This is a genomic window from Vibrio sp. TAP-3B (assembly GCF_057784735.1).
Genome location: NZ_CM173495.1, coordinates 2127308 through 2148247 on the forward strand (window position 1 = coordinate 2127308; position 20940 = coordinate 2148247).

The window sequence follows — 20940 nt, forward strand, 5'->3', positions numbered from 1 at the left end:
CCCCCATCAGAGATCCTTGACGGGGGGATGCGTTGACGTTTAAAGGGTAATTACGACGACACTAATGTCGCGATCGCTTTATCCAGTTTCGCCAAGCCTTCTTCAATTTCTTGTTGTGTGATTACGAGTGATGGGGTGAAACGTATGACATCGGCCCCTGCGACCAATACCATCAGACCTTGTTGACCGGCAGCAACGAGCACATCACGCGCACGGCCTTGCCATTGTTCATTCAGCGCTGCCCCAAGCAATAGGCCTTTACCGCGTATTTCAGAAAAGATGTGATACTGCGCATTGATCTTCTCTAGACCTTCACGGAACATCGCTTCGCGTTCTAGAACACCTGCCAAGACTTCTGGCTTAGTGACTTCATTCACCACCGCCTCTGCAACTGCACAAGCCAATGGATTACCACCGTACGTCGAGCCGTGCGTGCCCACTTTCATATGATCAGCCAGTTTTGCCGTGGTCAGCATTGCACCGATAGGGAAACCACCACCGAGTGATTTGGCCGTACTTAAAATATCAGGCGTGATTCCCAGACCTTGATACGCATAGAAGTGACCCGTGCGCCCGTTCCCCGTTTGCACTTCATCGAAGATCAACAGTGCGTTGTGTTTGTCACACAGTTCACGAACTGTTTGAGCGAACTCTGGGGTTGGAGGCACAATTCCCCCCTCACCTTGTAGAGGCTCCATCATGACCGCACAAGTGCGATCCGACATGTGCGCTTGTAGTGCTTCGATATTGTTATAAGGCAGGTGTGTGACATCACCCGGTTTAGGACCAAAACCATCCGAGTAAGCTTCTTGACCACCGACAGTGACGGTAAAAAAGGTACGACCGTGGAAGCCTTGTTTAAATGCAATGATTTCAGATTTTTCTTGGCCATGAACGTCAACTGCGTAACGACGTGCTAGTTTCAGTGCCGCCTCATTCGCTTCCGCGCCAGAGTTGGCAAAGAACACGCGTTCCGCAAAGCTGATTTCGGTGAGCTTTTTCGCTAGTCGCAGCGCAGGCTCATTGGTCATGACGTTACTTAGATGCCACAACTTGTTACCTTGCTCAATCAGTGTCTTCACCATCACTGGGTGACAATGACCAAGACAGTTCACTGCAATACCACCAGCAAAGTCGATATATTCATTACCTTGCTGATCCCAGACGCGTGAACCTTCACCTTTAACAGGGATCATTTCCATCGGGTTATAGCAAGGCACCATCACCTCATCGAATAAACCGCGCTCTACTTTAATTTCCGTTGTCATTGCACATTCCTTCTAATACCGCATGCGTAGCAGATAAGCGAATTTAACCGGCTCTTTGCCAGAAAATAATGTTTTGCATATAAGCCATTGCGGTATTGTATTTACACTTCATTAACCATTTCAATAGTGATTTATTCTTTTTGTTCGCGAAAGCCACTTGCATTAATCACTACCCATGATTATTTATGCACTAAGAAAGAGAAATAGAGAAGTGATTTTTTATCATAATCATATAGCGCAATGAGTATAAGGAGGAAAAACACACGAACAGTGAAAACAACAATAATGAACCGCATAGTTTTGCAGTCCAAACACATCATCAAAGAATGAACAGTTTGTTAATAAAAGTGATCGTGATCAGATTGCTTTACGTGCAAGGAAGTTGGCTAACAGTTCATGACCTTGTTCGGTTTTGATCGACTCAGGATGGAATTGCACCGCATCAATCGGCAGAGTTTTATGCTGATAGCCCATGATTTCATCCATGCTACCATCGGGCAGTTCTGTCCATGCCGTCAACTCAAACATCTCTGGCAAAGTGCCATTTTTCACCACTAGCGAATGGTAACGAGTAACGGTAAGCGGATCATTGAGATTTTTAAACACGCTGCGACTGGTATGGCGGATAGGTGATGTTTTACCATGCATCACTTGTCGAGCGCGCACCACCTCCCCACCGAACACTTGTGCAATCGCCTGATGCCCAAGGCAAACGCCCAATATCGGTAGCTTATCAGCGAAGTGCTTTATCGCTTTGAGGGAGATACCCGCCTCGTTTGGCGTACACGGTCCAGGTGAGATCACTAAGTGGGTTGGGTTAAGCGCTTCAATCCCTTCAATATCGATCTCATCATTACGCACGACCTGTACGTCTACGCCAAGCTCGCAAAAGTATTGATAGAGGTTGTAAGTAAAAGAGTCGTAGTTATCGATGATTAATAACATAGCTCGTTGGCTGCTCCATTCCGTTTTCGTAATACCCAAATCTAATTGTCTATCTGACTGACAATTAAAGGCGATATTTTGCAGCAGCAAGGTAGAAAGGCAAGTTTTGATGCTATTTAAGTTAAGGTTACAGAGAATAAAAAGGCCAGCTTGCGCTGACCTTTGGTTTAAGACCGTTTGATTATGAACGTCAGTGCTTAATCACGACGACGGCGTAGGAAGCCAAAGCCAAGTGCCGCTAGCAGCGTGCCAAGGCCCAGTGAACCACCTGAACCGTCATACTCTGGATACACCGGTTTTGGTGTATTCGAATCACGCTTGGTGAAGTTGACCGTCATGACTTTGGTATCGATCACTTCATCTTGTGCAGCAGTATCGGCTGCAAAAGCGGCCGCAACAGGTCGCGTCAGCGTCATGGTCACTGTGTATTCACCTCGTGGTAACGCCGCAGCATCAAAGTTAACCGCTTGCGCACCCGATTTTCTCAACGTGATCTTCGGCAGTGCCGGCGCTTTTTCTGGCTGTGGTGACAGAGTAAGCGTGGCAATATCGCCTTTTTGCGCGCTTGCTGGTACTGGGTAGTGAAGATCCGCACGATCACTCTTAGTGAAAATCGTCACCGGAGACTCACCCGCTTCCCCATATTTGTAGCCAATAGAAGCGATCACAGGGTCATGGTCTGAAGAACGGAACGCATCCTGTTTGTAGTATGGGTTTTCACCATTTTGGATCTGTTCGTTCGTCAAGCCTTTACGACGGTTTTCATACGCATATAAGCCCATTTCTGGTGCGTTGATGTGCCAATCAGTCACGTCAATCACACGTTTTTCAAGGCCTTTCGACACCAACAAGTGGTCAAGCGAACCCACTTCATCGTTGTATGAATAACTCCACGCCGTTTCACCTGGCTGTAGCGTTTTTTCAATCGCATTCACGTAACCAAAGGTTTGAGTAACCACAGGATTCGCTGCGCTCTCATTGACTGGCTTTTTACCAATGTAGGTGTAAGCGGCCTCTTTGATCGCCTTACCCGTTGGGTTATTCGTCAGTACGAGCATCGCGTCTTCTTTGGCGTATGAGTTCATATCACCCAAAATCACTTTATCACCGATAAACTTCGCCATCTCCGTACCTAACTGCTTCGCAGCCGTTACGCGGAACGCTTCACACGAACCTTGGAAGTCTTCATCTTTGGCGTAGGTGCGTAGTTCACCATCTGCGCCAAGGTAGTCATCCCAACAAGTTGAGCCTTTCGATTTCAGGTGGTTGACCGCCACCGTGAGGCGTTTACCGGTGTTGTTCACTAAGAACGTCGCTGCCACCGTGTCGCGTTGATAGTTCTTACCACTTTCAACCAACTCCTCTTTATTATCAGTGACTGGTGCCCCATTCTCATCCACAATCATTGGTGCATCTTGGCGCGGCATCGGAATGACCTTACCTGCGACTAGGCTCACTTTGGATGGACGGTAGATAAGGCCCGTGGTGATCGCATCACCACCGACGTTGTCGTATTCATCTAAAACGGTATCGCCGTTTTTATCGAAGCCGACAAAGACATAGCGGTTATGGATAGAGTTTTTGTTATTACGTTTAGAGTAACGATCATCCGTATACTTCTCGTTGACCGCACGCACTAGTTCGTTTATCGCACCAAAGTCACCAAAGCCGTTGTTTTCGATTTCCATCAAGCCAATAATATCGGCATTCATGTTGTAAATCGCTTCGACAATTTTCGCTTGTTGACGCTCAAATTCCAACTCACTCTCGGCACCACGGTTGTCACCATTGCGGTTGTCTGAGCCACCATAAGGGGAGTTAAAGTAGTTAAGTACGTTTTGTGACGCTACCTTAATGCTGAACGAGTCAGTGTAGTGGTAATCATCGTTTGAGGTACGCAGGCTTGGAGAATAAGGGCGTTTGTCACCCTTAAACACCGCCTTAGTTACATCCTCAGTTGGGATAAGACGGAACTCATTGTAGGAGTAATGCAATACCCCTTGCATGCCAATCACCGAGTTATTGACACGAATATAATTATTCAGCGGATCGTTGGCAAAATCTGGGAAGTAAGGGATCTGCCCATCTTTGGCTCTTGCGTCTGATTCCACAAAGACACGATAATCACGGTTTTGTGCCGCTTGTGCTTTTGACTCTTCACTACCGGCAACAAAGTTTTGGTTTGGTTGCGGGTTAGGGCGTTTGTACGCAAGTACCATGTTGTTACGGTAACTGTCGTAATCAAAACCAAAGGTACGCGTTACGCGCATGTTTTGATTGCCATCTTCTACCGCGTCCATGTCTACGACCAACTTAACCAACATACCTTCATAACGTTCGAGCGTGGTGCGGAAGTCTTCACCGTCTTCCGGAGTGCGCACAAGATCAACGGGCGTGACAGGAACTGGATTCGAGTTCATCACCTCCCACTCGCCATTACTCGGCAGTAGCGTGGTTACCCCATAATCTTCTTTCACTTTGGCACGCACACACACTTTTTGACCAATCAGGCTATCTGATGCTGGCATACCTGTCTTCACGAATATCCCGTCAGACGTGCGAGCATTACCATCTGCATTATCATCTGTGATGTAAAGACCTTTGGTAATGCCACTGGTTACTGCGGTAACCGTACCCGTGACCAAAAACTCATCTGTTGAGGTATATGCGCCTTCAGGAATCAGTGGGGATTTGAAGCCGTCACCTTGCACCTGACCAATATATTGATCAAGCGGTGTTGTTGCTTCTGCACGTGCATCAGTACACGGCTGAGGCGGTGGTGGTGGTGTGACTAAATCATCACTGCCCAATCCATCAAAGGTATTTTTAGGATACAAACGCCAGTGATCCACATTGAATGTTGAACTTGGTGCTTCGTTACCCTCTAAACGGCGAAGGGTTACATCTTTGCCCCACTCGCTACCTGCGACACCAATGATGTCATGGATTGTTGTTGGATCGTTTTTAAGCGCAATAAAGACCGCATCATCACCATTAAATTGCATGGTGTTATAGTAACCACTGAGTGGCCCTAACGCTTCAACTTTTAGCCCTGTAACGGCAGCTTTCAACTCTGCAGAAGCAGCTGAACTTAAAATGGTTACGGTGCCCTTCGCGGGTACCATGACGCCATCTAATAGTGGACCTTTTTCTGGCGATTGAATTTCGTTAGTAAAACGGTCATCTTTGCGGTACAACGCATAGTCGCTACCAAAGGTAAAATCTGATGCACCTGTGTTGTAAATTTCAATCGCTTTATTTTCACCTGAGCCTTCCACGTACTCAGTGATGATGATGTTGCTGATATCCGCCAGCGCTGCGCCACTTAATACACTGCTGATCGCACCGGCCAATAAGGTAAGTTTTTTGTTCATTATTTAATCCTCGCAGGTCCAATTAGAAGTAAACACGGGCGTAGGCGTACGCATCTTGCGCCGCTTCACCGGCATTCATTTCAAGCGTGATGACGCTTGAGCGGGTAGGCTTATAATTCACGCCCAATGTGCCCCAAGTACGGGAGTTACCCCAGTTGTTTTCCTCGTTTTCATCCCATACGTCACTACTGCGATCCCACTTCTCATACTCTTCGTAATTGTAAGAGGCCGTGAACTCCCACTGCTTGGTGAAGATGTACTTTGCAGAAACCAGTGCGCCTTTGTTTTCTTGCTTTTGGTAATCGTTATACACTTTGATCACGTTTTCAGGGTCGGTGTTGTCAGTGGTGGTATCATCCAGTGCGATGTCCTCCTCTTCATAGAAGGCATTAACACCCAAGTGAATCGCATCATTTAGCGCGTAACGCATACCGAAACCGAAAAGGCGCTGTTCACCATATTTCGAGAGACCGTCTGAACCGCCGCGGCCCTCAAAACCGGCCACAGCGGAGAAGTTATCCCCAAAGTAACCAAGGTAGCCATTGACGATATCACCGAGCTCTGAACCAGATGATGACTCGCCACCATAGGTGTAGGACGCGCCCACTTTAATCACATCAAAATAATAACCTTCATACTTGATGGTCGTATCTTGGTCACCGGCTTCACCAGTTTCGACTGTGGTGTCGAAGGTGAAGTCCCCCCATTTGTCATAATCATCAAACGCAGTATCCGCGAGGCCCACCTCGAGATAATGGTTAGGTAAAATATCGTAACCAAGAAACACCTTATCAATGGCCAGCACCATATCTCCGGTGCCGTATTTCCAATTTTCTCTTTCGTAATCAAGTTCTAAGCGATAGTGAATTTTGTCTTTCTTGCCTTTTACACCCATGGTGGCAAACGAATCATCAATAAAACTCTGATCAGTGTAAAACTCACCATAATTATAATTTGCACCAATATGCCCACCGACACCCACTTCGCCATACAGCTTGAGGAAGTCTCCATTTTCTTCTTTATATATGGTCGCAGCATTCACCGCAGACGCTACAAATAGCGAAGAGATCGCTATCGCCACTGCATTTCTTTTCAGCATTGTTATGTCCTTTATCTACTTGAAAATGTGATCTAACGGTTAAACCTTGCTTTGGTCACGGCTCATCTACAATTGGAAGTGGTGAATCGGTCGCAGTTCGCTCTAACTTATAAAGCAAGATCACGATTTATCTAAACTTGGCTTTATCGAGATAAATATCTCTTTTTAATGAAATTAATAAAGGTGCGTGCATTCTGAGTGCGATTCCTTTCACAAACATTTACTGGTTATTATGAATACACCGATACATCCAACACATATTGTTATTGGTAAAATTAACAAGGACATAACAGCATTATTTTTAGAGTTAAAACTCTGTTTTAGAGTGAGGGATATGCTATGAGAATCTGAATGAAAGATGCTTGGTATACGCATAAAAAAACCCTCGCCAAGGCGAGGGTTAGGAATGACAATGTCGTTATTCTTTAGGAGAGATGGTGTTATGGTCGAGCCACAAAACCGACTGCTTTGTATGCTTTTTTCAGCGTTTCAGCGGCACGAGCTGAGGCCTTTTCCGCACCTTGCTTCATTACGGCATCCATGTAAGTGCGATCAGCACGGATACGGTGATATTCTGCTTGAATTGGCTCCAGCATAGCAACAACCGCTTCGCCTACATCTTTCTTAAACGGACCATACATTTCAACGCCTTTGTACTTCGCTTCGATGTCTTCAAAGCTCATACCTGTCGCCGCAGAGTAAAGACCCATTAGGTTGGCAATACCCGCTTTGTTCTCGATGTCATGATGGATGCTCGGTGGGGTTTCGGTATCGGTTTGTGCCTTATTGATCTTCTTGATGATTGACTTTGGCTCTTCAAGCAATGTGATCACATTCTTACGGTTGTCATCTGACTTCGACATTTTCTTCACCGCATCTTGAAGGCTCATAACGCGTGCATTTACCGTAGGAATGTACGGCTCTGGCACAGTGAAGATCGGGCTTTCTGGCGCGTAGATATTATTGAAGCGCGTTGCTATATCCCGAGCAAGCTCAAGGTGTTGTTTCTGGTCGCTACCGACAGGTACTTGGTGCGCGCCGTATGACAAGATATCTGCCGCCATGAGTACAGGGTAATCAAACAGACCCACATTGACGTCGTTCGCGTAACGCGCCGATTTGTCTTTGAACTGGGTCATACGGCTCAATTCACCCATTTGGGTGTAACAGTTAAGAAGCCAACCTAGTTGAGCATGCTCTGGTACGTGTGACTGAACAAATAGCGTGCTCTTCTTCGGGTCAACACCAACAGCTAAACAGATCGCCAGTGCGTCTAGTGTCGCTTCATGCAGAGCTTGAGGATCCTGACGAACCGTAATCGCATGAAGGTCTACCACACAGTAGTGGCAATCATAATCGTCTTGCATCTGATGCCATTGACGTAGAGCACCCAAGTAGTTACCGATACTTAGTTCACCTGACGGTTGAACACCACTCAATACAATGGGCTTGCTCATTAGAATGATTCCTTTGACTTCTTAATCTAATTAAAATGAAAAAACCGTGCGATCGTTAGCGCACGGTTCACTCAGTGTACTCATTAACAAGTATTTTGGAAGATCTTTTGTTGTCGTTATACAGAAACGGCGACGACTTCCAATAATTCCGCTAATCGGTTCGCCACAACATCTGGACTCGATTCTGCAATTGGCTCACCATGGTTGTAACCGTAAGTTAAACCAAATGAAGCGCAGCCAGCGTTTTTCGCTGCCAGAATGTCGTTTTTTGAATCCCCAACCATCAGCATTTCAGTGGGTTTTACCTGATGTTTTTGCATTAACCAGTTTAACGCGACTGGATTTGGTTTTTTCTCAGGAAATGCATCACCACCCAGCACATCGACAAAATATTTCGCGATGTCATGTTGCTCTAAAATTTCTGGAACAAACTTCGATGGTTTATTCGTGACAATCGCCATGATAAAACCCGCTTGATGCAACTCTTCTAACGTCTCTTTTACCGTTGGGTAAAGATGGCTTAGCTTATGGCCGCTTTGCTTGTAGTATTCATCAAACAATGTACGAGCCTTGGCTCGTAGTTCGTCATTCAAGTCATCGTTGACGGTCATGCTTTGGCTTAGTGCTCGGCCAATCAGTACATCTGCACCATTCCCAACATAGTCGCGCACTTGCTCTTCAGATACCGAAGGGTAACCAAGAGCTTGCACAGTTTGGTCTGCTGCTACTGTCAAATCTGGCACGCTGTCTAGTAGCGTGCCATCCAAGTCAAAAGCAATCAGTTTAATCTCTTGTTGCATCGAAAATTCCCTAGCAAAAATAACCAAGGATGGTTTCCCACCCTATGGCCTTAATCTTTGATGCCACTCAGTGTCAAACTCAGCGACGTCTGGCTTTGCTCGCCTTATTTGGTTGCCAAACGCTGGCGAACCGATTCAAACAAACAGATACCAGATGCAACGGATACGTTCAAGCTTGATACGCTGCCGACCATTGGGATCTTGATCAGATCATCACAGGTTTCACGAGTCAGACGACGCATGCCGTCACCTTCTGCACCCATAACGATCGCCAGTGGCCCCGTGAGTTTGGCTTGATAAATATCGTGTGTCGCTTCACCTGCCGTGCCAACAAACCAAATCCCTTTTTCTTGTAACGTTCGCATCGTGCGCGCAAGGTTAGTAACACGGACCAATGGTACGACTTCGGCTGCACCACATGCCACTTTGCTGACGGTCGCATTCATTGGTGCCGAGCGATCTTTCGGGACGATGATCGCGGCAACACCAGCTGCATCGGCATTACGCAAACAAGCTCCGAGGTTATGTGGATCAGTGACCCCATCAAGAACCAACAGTAATGGCGATTCATGCTGTGCTAGGATGTCATCAATGTCATTTTCGTTCAGCTGTTTTGCTGGTTTTACGCGAGCAATAATACCTTGGTGATTGGCACCACGTGCTTTGTCGTCCAATGTTTTGCGCGTCATTTGCTGAATAGAAACGCCACACACCTGAAGATCATTCAGGATTGGCATCAGGCGATCGTCTTGACGGCCCTTAAGGACAAATGCTTCGATAAAACGCTCTGGTTCGCGCTCCAATACCGCCTTCACTGCGTGAATGCCGTAGATAAATTCGTTACTCATTATTTAACCTGTTGTTCTGGTCATATCGCCTACGCCAGCCGAGTTTGAACTTAGCTGGCGCTTCAGCCTACTGCGCTTCTTTTTTAGGGCGCTTGGTTTTCTTCGGCTTACTGTGTGGCTTTTTCTTGTTCGTTTTTTTCACCTTAGGCTTTTTTTTGCCTTCAGCGTCGTCACGTTTACCTGCCGCTCCCGTTTCTTCCGGACGTTTGGTTGGCTCAATCGCTGGGATGGCACGCGTAGCCCCTGCTTCTTTCGATGAAGAACGCGTCGCTGTGCGTTTTTTCTCTTTGGCTTTGCGCTTTGCGTCCGCTGCTCGCTTCTTCGCCGTCTTCCCTTCGCCGCGTAGCTTACGACTTGTTTCAGTCAATTCAAAGTCAATTTTCTTATCATCGAGGTTAACGGCCAGTACTTTAACTTTTACTGCATCACCCAGACGATAGATATTACCGAAGCTTTCACCGATAAGTCGTTGCCCAATAGGATCAAACTGATAGTAGTCATTCGCGAGTGCCGAAATATGCACCAAACCATCAATGTGGAGATCGGTCAAACGCACGAAAAAACCAAAACTGGTGACGTTCGCAATTACCCCGTCGAGTTCGTCACCAACGTGATCTTGCATGTATTCACATTTCAACCAATCGGCCACATCACGAGTCGCATCATCGGCGCGGCGTTCGGTCATCGAGCATTGTTCACCGTAAAAGTTCATGTCATCAAACGAGTAATGATAGCCACCCGTTGGTGTCCAGCGATCTTGATTTCGCCCTTCTTGCTTCGCGATGAGGTATTTAATCGCGCGATGAAGTAATAAGTCAGGGTAGCGACGGATTGGCGACGTAAAGTGCGCGTAACGCTTGAGTGCCAAACCAAAGTGACCCACGTTATCAGCACTGTACACCGCTTGCTTCATCGAACGTAATAGCATGGTTTGGATCAGCTCTTGGTCTTGACGTCCAGAGATTTGACGCGCGAGATCCGCATAATCCGTTGGCGAGGGTTCTAATCCACCTTTGAGATCCAAACCAAGCTCGCTCAAAAAGTCACGGAAACCTTGTAAGCGCAATTCGCCTGGAGATTCATGAATACGATATAACGCCGGCTCTTTGGCTTTCTCGACCAGCGATGCAGAGGCAATGTTCGCCATGATCATACACTCTTCGATGATCTTGTGCGCGTCATTGCGAATGACTGGCTCAATACTTTCAATTTTACGCTCGGCATTGAAAATAAACTTAGTTTCAACCGTTTCAAATTCAATCGCGCCGCGCTGATCACGTGCCTCTTTCAGCACTTTGTACATGTTGTGTAGCTCTTCCAAGTGCGAAACAACTGGCTGATAGCGTTGACGAAGCTCTTCGTTACCTTCAAGAATGCCACTGACTTTGTTGTACGTCAGACGAGCGTGCGAGTTCATCACTGCTTCATAATGCTTGTAGCCAGATAGTTTCCCTGTGTCAGAAATCGTCATCTCACACACCATACACAAGCGATCCACTTGTGGGTTAAGTGAACATAAACCGTTGGAAAGCACTTCCGGTAACATTGGCACCACTTGCGATGGGAAGTATACCGAGTTACCACGATTAATTGCTTCTTTATCTAGCGCAGAGTCTGGGCGCACGTAGTAACTAACGTCAGCAATCGCGACCCAAAGCCGCCAACCGCCATCTTTGTTCTTCTCACAATAAACGGCATCATCAAAATCTCGTGCGTCTTCCCCATCAATCGTCACCAGTGGCAATTCACGTAGATCCACACGACCCTCTTTGGCTTCCTCTGGCACTTCTTCGCCCAAGTTTGCGATTTGTTTATCGACGGCTTCTGGCCACTCGTGGGGAATTTGGTGGGTACGAATCGCAATTTGCGTTTCCATCCCTGGCGCCATATTTTCACCCAGAACTTCAACCACTTTACCCATCATGCCGCGTGAACGAGAGCCCCGATCGGTAATTTCAATCACGACCACATTACCCATGCGTGCACCTGCTTTGTGCTCATTTGGGATCAGAATATCTTGGCTAATACGCGAGTCATCAGGCACAACATATGAGTAGCCGTATTCTAAAAAGAAACGACCCACAATCTGAGTGTTGCGCTCTTCCAGCACTCGTACCAATCGCCCCTCGCGACGCCCACGTTTGCTGTTGTCTGTCGGTTGAGCAAGAACAAAGTCACCGTGAATGATGTTTTTCATCTGATGATGCGGTAACAGAATGTCATTATCCTTGCCGACGCTGCCTTCTGGACGCACCCAACCGTGGCCATCTTTATGACCAATCACGTAACCTTTTACCATTTCAAGTTTTTCAGGCAATGCGTAGCACTGACGGCGGGTAAACACCAGTTGGCCATCTCGTTCCATCGCACGCAGCCGGCGACGCAACCCTTCGTATTGCTCTTCGCCCTCAAGCTTTAGTGCCTCAAACAAGTCGTTGCGATTCATCGGAACGCCCGCTTGCTCCAGAAACTCGATGATAAACTCTCGGCTTGGAATTGGATTTTCGTAATTTTTCGATTCACGATCCGCAAAAGGATCGTTTGGGATATTGTCTGACATAGGCACGCCTATCTAGCAAGGAAGGTATAGAGTTAGTATATCTGAGTCTCTCGATAAGCTACAGAATTGCTTTGAAAAAAGAATGATCGCGTTCGACTCTAAGTACCCGAGTCAACTAAGGACGAGCCAGTAGGATCAAAAGTTCCGAATTACCACTAAGTAGGGATTCTATTGTGCTGTCATCTAGCTCCGCGAGAAAAGCGCGTTTCGCTTTGGCTAGCTTGTCTTTGAGTCGACATGCTGGCGTAATATGGCAAAAATCTACCCCACAGTTAACGAGCTCTAACGGTTCCAAATCACGCACCACACCTCCTACCGTTATCTCCGATGCGGGCTTCATAAGCCGAATACCGCCGTTCTTACCACGCACCGTGTGGACGTACCCTAACTGCCCTAAACGGTTGATAACTTTAACCATATGGTTACGAGAAACACCAAATAAATCCGTCACTTCCGTAATATTAGTTAATTCATCTTTTGGCAATGAAGCCAAGAAAATCAAGGTTCTTAACGCGTAATCAGTGAAGCTAGTTAACTGCATATTCTCTCCCAAAGTACGACCCGATAACTCACCACCGTGAGTAAAACGGCGAACTGAGGTTATCAATAAAAGTGTAAATCTTTTCTTGATCGAAAGATACATTTGAGATACAACTTTAAACATACATTATAAATACAAGTTTAAACAGGAACTCCTTATGCTCAGCAATCAAACCATTGAGATAGTCAAAGCGACTGCACCACTTATCGTAGAAACGGGGCCAAAACTGACCGCTCACTTTTATGATCGTATGTTTGCTCACAACCCCGAGTTAAAAGATATTTTCAATATGAGTAACCAGCGCAATGGTGATCAACGAGAGGCATTGTTCAACGCGATCTGCGCGTATGCTGCGAACATTGAAAACTTACCGGCCCTGCTTGGCGCGGTAGAAAAAATAGCCCATAAACATACCAGCTTTTTGATCACCGAAGATCAATATCAAATCGTGGGTCAGCATCTGCTTGCCACGATTGATGAGTTGCTTAACCCAGGTCAAGACGTATTGGATGCGTGGGCAGAAGCATACGGCGTGTTGGCAAATGTATTTATTCAGCGCGAAGAACAGATTTATCAGGTTAATGAAGCCGTAGAAGGCGGCTGGCGTGGTCTACGTGAATTTGAATTGGTTGGCAAGCAAGCCGAGAGCGAGCACATTTGCAGTTTTGTGTTTAAGCCTATCGACGGAAAAAAAGTGACGGCGTTTAAACCGGGGCAATATTTAGGTATCTACATCAATAGCGACCAATTAGAAAACCAAGAAATTCGCCAGTACAGTCTGTCCTCCGCTCCACAAGAAAATACTTACCGTATCTCTGTTAAGCGAGAGCAAGGTGGCAAAGTATCCAACTACCTGCACGATGCACTGCAAATTGGCGATAACGTTAAACTCGCTCCTCCTGCCGGTGACTTCTTTATGGATGTTGAACCGCAAACGCCAGTGGTTCTGATTTCTGCGGGTGTTGGACTTACGCCAACGCTGTCCATGCTAGAAAGTCTCTCAGCTCATCAAGCTCCCGTCACTTGGATTCATGCAACAGAAAATGGGCAACAACATGCGTTTAAGCAGCACGTAACCCAATTAATCGATTCAAAAGAAAACATGAACGCATTTGTTTGGTACAACCAACCAACGGCAGAAGATAAACTGGGTGAAGATTTCCACTTCACTGGCTTTGTGAATTTGCATGAAATTGAAGCAGCACTTAAGCAAAACAATGTGCAGGTTTATTTCTGCGGACCTGTGGGGTTTATGCAGCACGTCGCGAAGCAGTTACTTGATCTAAACGTACCGCAAGCGCAATTCCATTACGAATGCTTCGGTCCACACAAAGTGATATAGCGTACGCTGGTTTATCAGTAAAACAACCAAGCCCACATGATGTGGGCTTGGTTGTATGAAGTGACCATGTTTTACCGAGGAGTTCTACCAGAAGGTGTCGCGTCGTTTCGCTCGCGCAATAATATTCTGAGGCATACGCTGCTCAAGACCATTTCTTAACACACGAATACGTTTGTGTTGTCTTTTATCTGCTGTAACCGAATTATATAACCAACGATAAGCATCTTCATAATCAAGCGGACTGCCGTAATCACGCAGGAGTAACTCTGCAAGATGAATACGCGCATTCAAATTTCCCATCGAGGCTGCTTCTCGTAAATATGGAATTGCACGTTCTTTGTCTTGCTGCACTAAGGTACCACGTGAGTAATATCGACCTATCTGCTCCAGCGCCGCTGGCAAACCTTGGTGTGCGGCGTTTTCCATATAGTAAAGCCCGAGCTCTACGTCTTGCTCAATACACACACCCCACGCCAACATATCTCCGTACAGAAACTCATAAGCGGGTAGGCTAATTCGAGTCGCACGAGCAACGATATCCTCCACCAACTGGCAGTTATCAGCGCGCACACGTTGTAAATGCTTATTTTGCTCAATAAGCTTTATCAGCTCTGCTTCAGTGTAGATAGGGACTGGCGCACCTACATCAGCAACATTGGCGTTCGCGGTCGTGGAAACCAACGTCATTAACAGTGAAGCAGCCACTGTTCGTAACTTCATAAACGTACCCTTTAAGGTATCTCAGAAACCAAAGATCGGCGAAGGATCTCCTCTGCTCGATAACCTTATCGGCAAAGGTCAGCGAAGCTTTAGACAATTTTTGCCTCTTGTTTAAGCTTAACGGCAACAAATTGCCGTGTTACGTATATTTTTTCACCTACTTACACACACAAAAAAGCCGACTATCAAAGTCGGCTTTACAATCTCTAACGAGTATCAATTACGATTCGAATGGGTGAACCTTAATAATAGTTTCGTTACGGTCAGGGCCTGTTGAAACAATATCTACTGGTACGCCTGTCAGCTCTTCAATGCGCTTGATATAGTTTAGAGCCGCTTGTGGTAGCTCTTCTAATGTCTTAGCACCGAATGTGTTCTCAGACCAACCTGGCATGGTTTCGTAGATTGGCGTTGCTTTGTCGAATGCTTCAGCAGCCATTGGAGAAACTTGCAGTACAGAGCCGTCTTCCATCTTGTAACCAGTACAGATTTTTAGCTCTTCTAGGCCATCGAGTACGTCTAATTTGGTTAGACAGAAGCCCGTGATAGAGTTAATTTGGATAGCGCGACGCATCGCAACTGCATCAAACCAACCAGTACGACGTAGACGACCTGTGGTAGCACCAAACTCATGGCCAACGTCGCCTAGGTGCTTACCAATTGGATCTTGCTTATCGAGACCATCATATAGCTCAGTTGGGAAAGGGCCAGAGCCTACTCGTGTACAGTATGCTTTTGCGATGCCGAGGATGTAGCCAAGGTAACGAGGGCCGAAACCAGAACCAGGGGCAACACCACCAGCAGTCGTGTTAGAAGACGTTACGTACGGGTAAGTACCGTGGTCAATATCCAGCAGTGTACCTTGCGCACCTTCGAACATGATCTTGTCGCCACGCTTACGTGCTGCGTCTAATTCGTCAGTTACATCGATAACCATTGAAGTCAGTAACTCAGCGTAGCCTTTGGCTTGCTCAAGCACCTCTTCGTAGCTGACTGGGTCAACTTTATAGAAGTTAACGAGTTGGAAATTATGGAATTCCATGACTTCTTTTAGCTTCTCTGCGAAGGCATCCATATCGAATAGATCGCCAACGCGTAGACCACGACGAGCAACTTTATCTTCGTATGCTGGACCAATACCACGGCCTGTTGTACCGATGGCTTTTTTACCGCGAGCGATTTCGCGAGCTTGGTCCATTGCAACGTGATAAGGCAGAATTAACGGACATGCTTCAGAAATGAAAAGACGCTCGCGTACAGGAATACCGCGCTCTTCAAGAGGTTTCATTTCTTTAAGTAGAGCTTCAGGCGACAGTACGACACCGTTACCGATAACACATTTTACGTTATCGCGAAGGATACCTGATGGAATTAAGTGAAGAACGGTTTTTTCACCGTCAATTACGAGAGTGTGACCTGCGTTGTGACCGCCTTGGTAGCGTACCACGTATTTTGCATCTTCAGTTAAAAGGTCTACGATTTTACCTTTACCTTCGTCACCCCATTGGGTGCCTAGAACGACTACGTTATTTCCCATCTTTCCAAGTCTGATTGCTAGTTAAAAATGGATTCTAGCACCGAATTACGCTTCTTGCAGTCATTTTTGTTCACAGAGATGTGAGCAGAATGTAATCTTGCTACCTTATATATTTTGAAATCAGTGTATCATTGCTAGTATTTCATTTTCTTTATTCAACTAGGAACCTGTATGTCTGAGTCCATATGGCTGGCTATTGGGCTAGTACTGATAGTTGAAGGGATTGGCCCTCTCATCGCGCCCAACGGATGGCGAAACATGGTGGCCCAGTTAAGCGAACAACCCAATAATCAATTGCGTCGCATCGGTGGCTGCCTTGTGGTTGCAGGAGCAGTGATCGCCGTCATGATGAGCTAATGAGCTTGCCAATAAGATGTTATTGACAAATAAAAAAGGCTCCATCAAGGAGCCTTTTGTTTAATTAGACGCGGCGATCACTTCGCGGCCCCACCTTTCGACTGGTTCATGTACTGGAAGAACTCACTGTTCGGATCCAATACAAGAATGTCACTCTTCGAACTGAAGGATTTCTCATACGCTCTCAACGAACGTAGGAAGCTAAAGAACTCAGGGTCCTTATTGTAAGCTTCTGCGTAAATCTTCGCTGCTTCTGCATCTGCCCCACCTCGTGTCACACGAGCTGTTTTATCGGCTTCCGCCAAAATCGTTGCAACTTCCAGCTCAGCCTGCGCACGAATCACTTCCGCCTTCTCACGACCTTGAGAACGGTGCTTACGCGCTACTGACTCACGCTCCGCGCGCATACGACGATAAATTGACTCACTGATTTCATCAGGAAGGTTGATTTTCTTCATCCGGAAATCAACAACGCGAACACCCAAGTCTTTCATCGCACTTTGGCGAGTGTCTTTCAACACTTCAGACATGATTAGGTCACGCTCACCATCAATCTCCAGCGCTTGACGTGCCGCTTCAGTTGCCACGACATCGGCGCTTGCATCTTCTGGGAGTACAGCATCGTTACGTGGACCAGAAACAATTTGCTTGATTTCACGAGCACCGATTTCAGAACGAAGCACGTCCGTTACTTTACGCTCAAGAAGTGCTTCAGCCGTTAGCGAGTTACCACCACCGGTTGCTAGATAGTAACGACCAAAATCGTCGATACGCCATTTTACATAGGTATCAATGATCACGTCTTTTTTCTCTGACGTTACAAAACGGTCTGCACGACCATCCATTGTTTGAATACGCGCATCCAGTTGTTTCACACGGTCAAACAAAGGCATCTTGAAATGCAAACCAGGATCATAAATTCGAGTGATATCGTTGTTGTCTTTAAGAACACGACCAAATCGAACCACAATACCGCGCTCACCTTCAGGAATCACAAACAGAGACATCAATAACAATGCCAGTGCGATTACCAATACAGGGATCATTAACTTACGCATTCTTAGTATCTCCCTTGACGTGAACCAGTTGAACGAGGCTGCGTGTCCGAAGTATCTTGTGGTTGTGGGCGCTCAGACTCTAGTTGAATGTGATCGTAAGCTGAAGACGACTTCGATTTACGTTTGGTGTCGGTTTGACCTGCTTGACCTGCCAGCTTATCAATTGGAAGGTACAGTAGATTACCGCTTGATTTAGAGTCAATCAGCACTTTCGAGGTGCTTGAGTAGACTTCTTCCATCGAGTCAATGTACAGACGGTCACGCGTTACACCAGGCGCGGCTAGGTATTCTGGTAGTAGTTTTTCAAACTGCGCTACCTGACCAAGTGCTTCATTGGTGACACGCTCGTTATAACCTTGCGCTTCTTTCTTCAAACGCTCAGCACGACCTGTTGCTTTCGGCAAAATCTCGTTTTTATATGCTTCTGCTTCACGGATGAAACGCTCTTCATCCTCACGCGCTGCAATAGCATCATCAAACGCATCTTTCACTTGCTCTGGTGGACGTGCAGACTGGAAGTTCACGTCAACAAGCACCAGACCCATATCATAACTATCAATGATTTGGTTCAGTGTTTCTTGTGTAGTTTGACGAATTTGCTGACGACCACTGGTTAGGATGCTATCCATCAATGAGTCACCGATTACTGCACGAAGTGCAGAATCCGTCGCCTGACGTAAACTGTCGTCAGCATTAGTTACACGGTACAAGTATTTGTATGGGTCCGTAACACGGTACTGAACATCCATCCCGACCGTTACTACGTTTTCATCTTTAGTCAGCATCAGACCAGATGCACGTAGCGAACGAATCGCTTGCACATTTACCGCTTCATATTCATCAATAAAACGAGGACGCCAGTTAAGGCCAGGGTCAACGAGACGATCGTATTTACCTAAACGCAGTACAACACCACGCTCTGCTTCACCGATAGTGTAAAAACCAGCAAAGACCCAAACTGCAACAGCAATCAGAGCAATCACACCGAAGCCAATTGCACTACCACCACCGCCGCCGATTGGAGAACCACCGCCGCCTTTTTTACCAAACTTGCCGCCCAGCTTTTGACTCAGTTTATTGAACACTTCATCTAAGTCTGGCGGACCTTGATCTCGGCCACCAGGACGCTGGCCACCACGATTATCATTACCCCAAGGGTCTTTATCGCGGCCATTGTTGCCGTTATTATTTCCAGGCTCATTCCACGCCATTAGAAAGCTCCATCATTTGATATGACGTTATACTGTAGCAGTCCTTTAAGTGACTATAAAGCCAGTCAAAACTGCCCCTTCTCTTTTTTCAAGTCTAGACCAATCTACTTGCTGCATTCGAATATCGATCAGCAAGTTACCATCCGGGTCATATTCTTCACGTTGGATACACTTCATTTGAAAGAAGGTACTACGTAATCGTCCTTGAGACTGTGGAGGAATTCGCAACTGATACTCAACCATTTGGGACGCTAAACGTTCGGTCAGTGCCTCAAATAGCAGATCAATGCCTACTCCTTCCATTGCTGAAACCCAAACTGTACGAGGCACGCCTTCCTCATCTCGCTCTATACGCGGTTTCTGCGAATCTAGATTGTCGATTTTGTTCATGACGACTAGCGTCGGCACTTCGTGTGCGTCGATCTCTTCCAGTACTTCATGAACAGCTTGAATATTCTCACGAAAACGCTCGTCACTGGCATCAACAACATGTAACAAAATGTCAGCTTCTTGCGTTTCCTGCAAGGTTGCTTTGAAGGCAGCAACCAAATCGTGAGGCAAATGTCGAATAAAACCAACCGTGTCTGCCAATATGGCAGGGCCAACATCCGCTAATTCGATCTTACGTAAAGTCGGGTCCAAAGTAGCAAATAGTTGATCCGCGGCATATACGCCAGCTTCTGTAATACGGTTGAAGAGTGTCGACTTACCCGCGTTGGTGTAACCCACGAGAGAAACCGTTGGGATTTCAGCTCGATTTCGGGCACGGCGTCCTTGTTCACGCTGCTTGGATACTTTATCTAAGCGGCGCAGGATGGCTTTGATTCTGTCACGCAATAGGCGACGGTCGGTTTCCAGCTGGGTTTCACCCGGCCCACGTAAACCAATACCACCTTTCTGCCTTTCAAGGTGTGTCCAACCACGAATCAAACGACTAGATATGTGACGAAGTTGAGCCAGCTCTACCTGTAGCTTACCTTCGTGTGTTCGAGCTCGTTGAGCAAAGATATCGAGAATAAGACCAGTGCGGTCGAGAACTCGACATTGGCACAGTGCTTCGAGGTTGCGTTCTTGGGCAGGAGAGAGGGCGTGATTAAAAATCACAATTTCGGCACCCGTCGATTGCACCGCAGTAGCAATTTCTTGGGCCTTACCCTCTCCGACATAGTATTTCGGGTGTGGGGATTGACGACTACCAGTCACAACTTGTAGCGCCTCTACCCCAGCAGAAGAAACCAGCATTTCGAGCTCAGCCAGATCTTCCCACTCACCTTCTTGCGTGAAGTTGATATGAACAAGTACGGCTCGCTCACCGGATTCATAACGGTCAAACAAGCAATCAACTCCTTATTTTAAAAATACTCGATGAAAAATTAATCTTCTGTTTTCTCTTGTGGACGTTCACCTTGGCTACGTTCACCGCTGTGGTGGCTCACAGGACGAGCCGGCACAACTGTTGAGATCGCGTGCTTGTACACCATTTGATTAACTGTGTTCTTCAGCAGAATCACGAACTGATCGAATGACTCGATCTGACCTTGTAGCTTTATCCCGTTCACAAGGTAGATAGACACTGGGATACGCTCACGACGTAGAGCGTTTAGAAATGGGTCTTGTAAAGATTGCCCCTTAGCCATTTTTATTTTCCTTATTAATTTGTAGTTGTAATTATTTAGCTAGTGGTGCAATGCAAAAAATACTGCTTTTGCATCTGAGCTAAACGAATCAAAAATGCACTCTAAGTAATTAGCAGCATAGTATAAAAACTGCCAACAACAGATCCTTGGAGAGTGCATTCACGCAAAAACGATCACATTATACAC

The 20940-nt window shown here is 46.5% G+C and carries 17 protein-coding genes; 2 read left to right on the top strand and 15 right to left on the bottom strand.

The features are described 5' to 3' along the window. Positions 1-50 precede the first annotated feature (50 nt). The 9 genes from AC3D28_RS10035 to nsrR all read right to left on the bottom strand — a co-directional run bounded on the left by AC3D28_RS10035 (position 51) and on the right by nsrR (position 12892). Entirely contained in the window at positions 51-1268 is a 1218-nt protein-coding gene (locus AC3D28_RS10035; RefSeq protein WP_488534670.1) for an aspartate aminotransferase family protein, read from the bottom strand. Between the two features lie 357 nt (positions 1269-1625). Then, entirely contained in the window at positions 1626-2213 is a 588-nt protein-coding gene (locus AC3D28_RS10040) for an aminodeoxychorismate/anthranilate synthase component II (RefSeq protein ID WP_098414609.1), read from the bottom strand. Positions 2214-2410: 197 nt separating this feature from the next. Continuing rightward, entirely contained in the window at positions 2411-5587 is a 3177-nt protein-coding gene (locus AC3D28_RS10045) for an ExeM/NucH family extracellular endonuclease (protein ID WP_488534671.1), read from the bottom strand. A gap of 22 nt (positions 5588-5609) precedes the next feature. Next, a complete protein-coding gene (locus AC3D28_RS10050) occupies positions 5610-6686 on the bottom strand; it encodes a porin (protein ID WP_488534672.1) in 1077 nt (358 codons plus the stop codon). 440 nt (positions 6687-7126) lie between these two features. Then, positions 7127-8143 (bottom strand): tryptophan--tRNA ligase, encoded by a 1017-nt coding sequence (trpS, locus tag AC3D28_RS10055; protein ID WP_488534673.1) that lies wholly within the window; start codon positions 8141-8143, stop codon positions 7127-7129. Between the two features lie 116 nt (positions 8144-8259). Beyond that, complete coding sequence (locus tag AC3D28_RS10060; protein ID WP_488534674.1) at positions 8260-8943, bottom strand: phosphoglycolate phosphatase; 684 nt, start codon at positions 8941-8943, stop codon at positions 8260-8262. Between the two features lie 104 nt (positions 8944-9047). After that, on the bottom strand, positions 9048-9791 hold the full coding sequence (gene rlmB, locus AC3D28_RS10065; protein WP_488534675.1) for a 23S rRNA (guanosine(2251)-2'-O)-methyltransferase RlmB: 744 nt from the start codon (positions 9789-9791) through the stop codon (positions 9048-9050). 67 nt (positions 9792-9858) lie between these two features. Further along, positions 9859-12351 carry a ribonuclease R gene (rnr, locus tag AC3D28_RS10070; protein ID WP_488534676.1) on the bottom strand — a complete coding sequence of 831 codons (2493 nt, stop codon included), beginning with the start codon at positions 12349-12351 and terminating at the stop codon, positions 9859-9861. Between the two features lie 115 nt (positions 12352-12466). Next, entirely contained in the window at positions 12467-12892 is a 426-nt protein-coding gene (nsrR, locus tag AC3D28_RS10075; RefSeq protein WP_488534677.1) for a nitric oxide-sensing transcriptional repressor NsrR, read from the bottom strand. 157 nt (positions 12893-13049) lie between these two features. On the opposite strand from nsrR, the gene hmpA reads away from it, so the two are divergent. Continuing rightward, positions 13050-14234, top strand: a complete 1185-nt coding sequence (gene hmpA, locus AC3D28_RS10080; protein ID WP_488534678.1) for an NO-inducible flavohemoprotein — start codon at positions 13050-13052, stop codon at positions 14232-14234. A gap of 84 nt (positions 14235-14318) precedes the next feature. Here the strand turns inward: hmpA and motX are convergent, their stop codons facing one another. Next, positions 14319-14954, bottom strand: a complete 636-nt coding sequence (motX, locus tag AC3D28_RS10085; RefSeq protein WP_488534679.1) for a flagellar protein MotX — start codon at positions 14952-14954, stop codon at positions 14319-14321. A 220-nt stretch (positions 14955-15174) separates the two neighbouring features. Beyond that, the gene (locus AC3D28_RS10090) at positions 15175-16491 is read right to left on the bottom strand and encodes an adenylosuccinate synthase (protein WP_098414599.1); all 1317 of its coding nucleotides are present in this window, start codon (positions 16489-16491) and stop codon (positions 15175-15177) included. A gap of 171 nt (positions 16492-16662) precedes the next feature. On the opposite strand from AC3D28_RS10090, the gene AC3D28_RS10095 reads away from it, so the two are divergent. Then, the gene (locus AC3D28_RS10095; RefSeq protein WP_098414598.1) at positions 16663-16848 is read left to right on the top strand and encodes a DUF2065 domain-containing protein; all 186 of its coding nucleotides are present in this window, start codon (positions 16663-16665) and stop codon (positions 16846-16848) included. A gap of 77 nt (positions 16849-16925) precedes the next feature. Here AC3D28_RS10095 and hflC read toward each other — a convergent pair whose 3' ends face one another. Genes hflC through hfq form a run of 4 tightly spaced genes read right to left on the bottom strand, consistent with a single transcriptional unit; the run spans position 16926 to position 20754 of the window. Beyond that, a complete protein-coding gene (gene hflC, locus AC3D28_RS10100; protein WP_098414597.1) occupies positions 16926-17906 on the bottom strand; it encodes a protease modulator HflC in 981 nt (326 codons plus the stop codon). A gap of 2 nt (positions 17907-17908) precedes the next feature. After that, positions 17909-19117 carry an FtsH protease activity modulator HflK gene (gene hflK / locus AC3D28_RS10105; RefSeq protein ID WP_098414596.1) on the bottom strand — a complete coding sequence of 403 codons (1209 nt, stop codon included), beginning with the start codon at positions 19115-19117 and terminating at the stop codon, positions 17909-17911. A gap of 45 nt (positions 19118-19162) precedes the next feature. Then, positions 19163-20452, bottom strand: a complete 1290-nt coding sequence (gene hflX / locus AC3D28_RS10110; RefSeq protein ID WP_488534680.1) for a ribosome rescue GTPase HflX — start codon at positions 20450-20452, stop codon at positions 19163-19165. A 38-nt stretch (positions 20453-20490) separates the two neighbouring features. Beyond that, the gene (gene hfq / locus AC3D28_RS10115) at positions 20491-20754 is read right to left on the bottom strand and encodes an RNA chaperone Hfq (RefSeq protein WP_098414594.1); all 264 of its coding nucleotides are present in this window, start codon (positions 20752-20754) and stop codon (positions 20491-20493) included. Between the last annotated feature and the right edge of the window lie 186 nt (positions 20755-20940).

Bases quoted from the DNA above. Each gene is read 5' to 3' on its own strand.
- AC3D28_RS10045 (WP_488534671.1), bottom strand. From the start codon at position 5,587: ATGAACAAAAAACTTACCTTATTGGCCGGTGCGATCAGCAGTGTATTA.
- hflK (WP_098414596.1), bottom strand. From the start codon at position 19,117: ATGGCGTGGAATGAGCCTGGAAATAATAACGGCAACAATGGCCGCGAT.
- AC3D28_RS10095 (WP_098414598.1), top strand. From the start codon at position 16,663: ATGTCTGAGTCCATATGGCTGGCTATTGGGCTAGTACTGATAGTTGAA.
- nsrR (WP_488534677.1), bottom strand. From the start codon at position 12,892: ATGCAGTTAACTAGCTTCACTGATTACGCGTTAAGAACCTTGATTTTC.
- AC3D28_RS10050 (WP_488534672.1), bottom strand. From the start codon at position 6,686: ATGCTGAAAAGAAATGCAGTGGCGATAGCGATCTCTTCGCTATTTGTA.
- AC3D28_RS10035 (WP_488534670.1), bottom strand. From the start codon at position 1,268: ATGACAACGGAAATTAAAGTAGAGCGCGGTTTATTCGATGAGGTGATG.
- motX (WP_488534679.1), bottom strand. From the start codon at position 14,954: ATGAAGTTACGAACAGTGGCTGCTTCACTGTTAATGACGTTGGTTTCC.
- rlmB (WP_488534675.1), bottom strand. From the start codon at position 9,791: ATGAGTAACGAATTTATCTACGGCATTCACGCAGTGAAGGCGGTATTG.
- hmpA (WP_488534678.1), top strand. From the start codon at position 13,050: ATGCTCAGCAATCAAACCATTGAGATAGTCAAAGCGACTGCACCACTT.
- hfq (WP_098414594.1), bottom strand. From the start codon at position 20,754: ATGGCTAAGGGGCAATCTTTACAAGACCCATTTCTAAACGCTCTACGT.
- trpS (WP_488534673.1), bottom strand. From the start codon at position 8,143: ATGAGCAAGCCCATTGTATTGAGTGGTGTTCAACCGTCAGGTGAACTA.
- hflC (WP_098414597.1), bottom strand. From the start codon at position 17,906: ATGCGTAAGTTAATGATCCCTGTATTGGTAATCGCACTGGCATTGTTA.
- rnr (WP_488534676.1), bottom strand. From the start codon at position 12,351: ATGTCAGACAATATCCCAAACGATCCTTTTGCGGATCGTGAATCGAAA.
- AC3D28_RS10060 (WP_488534674.1), bottom strand. From the start codon at position 8,943: ATGCAACAAGAGATTAAACTGATTGCTTTTGACTTGGATGGCACGCTA.
- AC3D28_RS10040 (WP_098414609.1), bottom strand. From the start codon at position 2,213: ATGTTATTAATCATCGATAACTACGACTCTTTTACTTACAACCTCTAT.
- AC3D28_RS10090 (WP_098414599.1), bottom strand. From the start codon at position 16,491: ATGGGAAATAACGTAGTCGTTCTAGGCACCCAATGGGGTGACGAAGGT.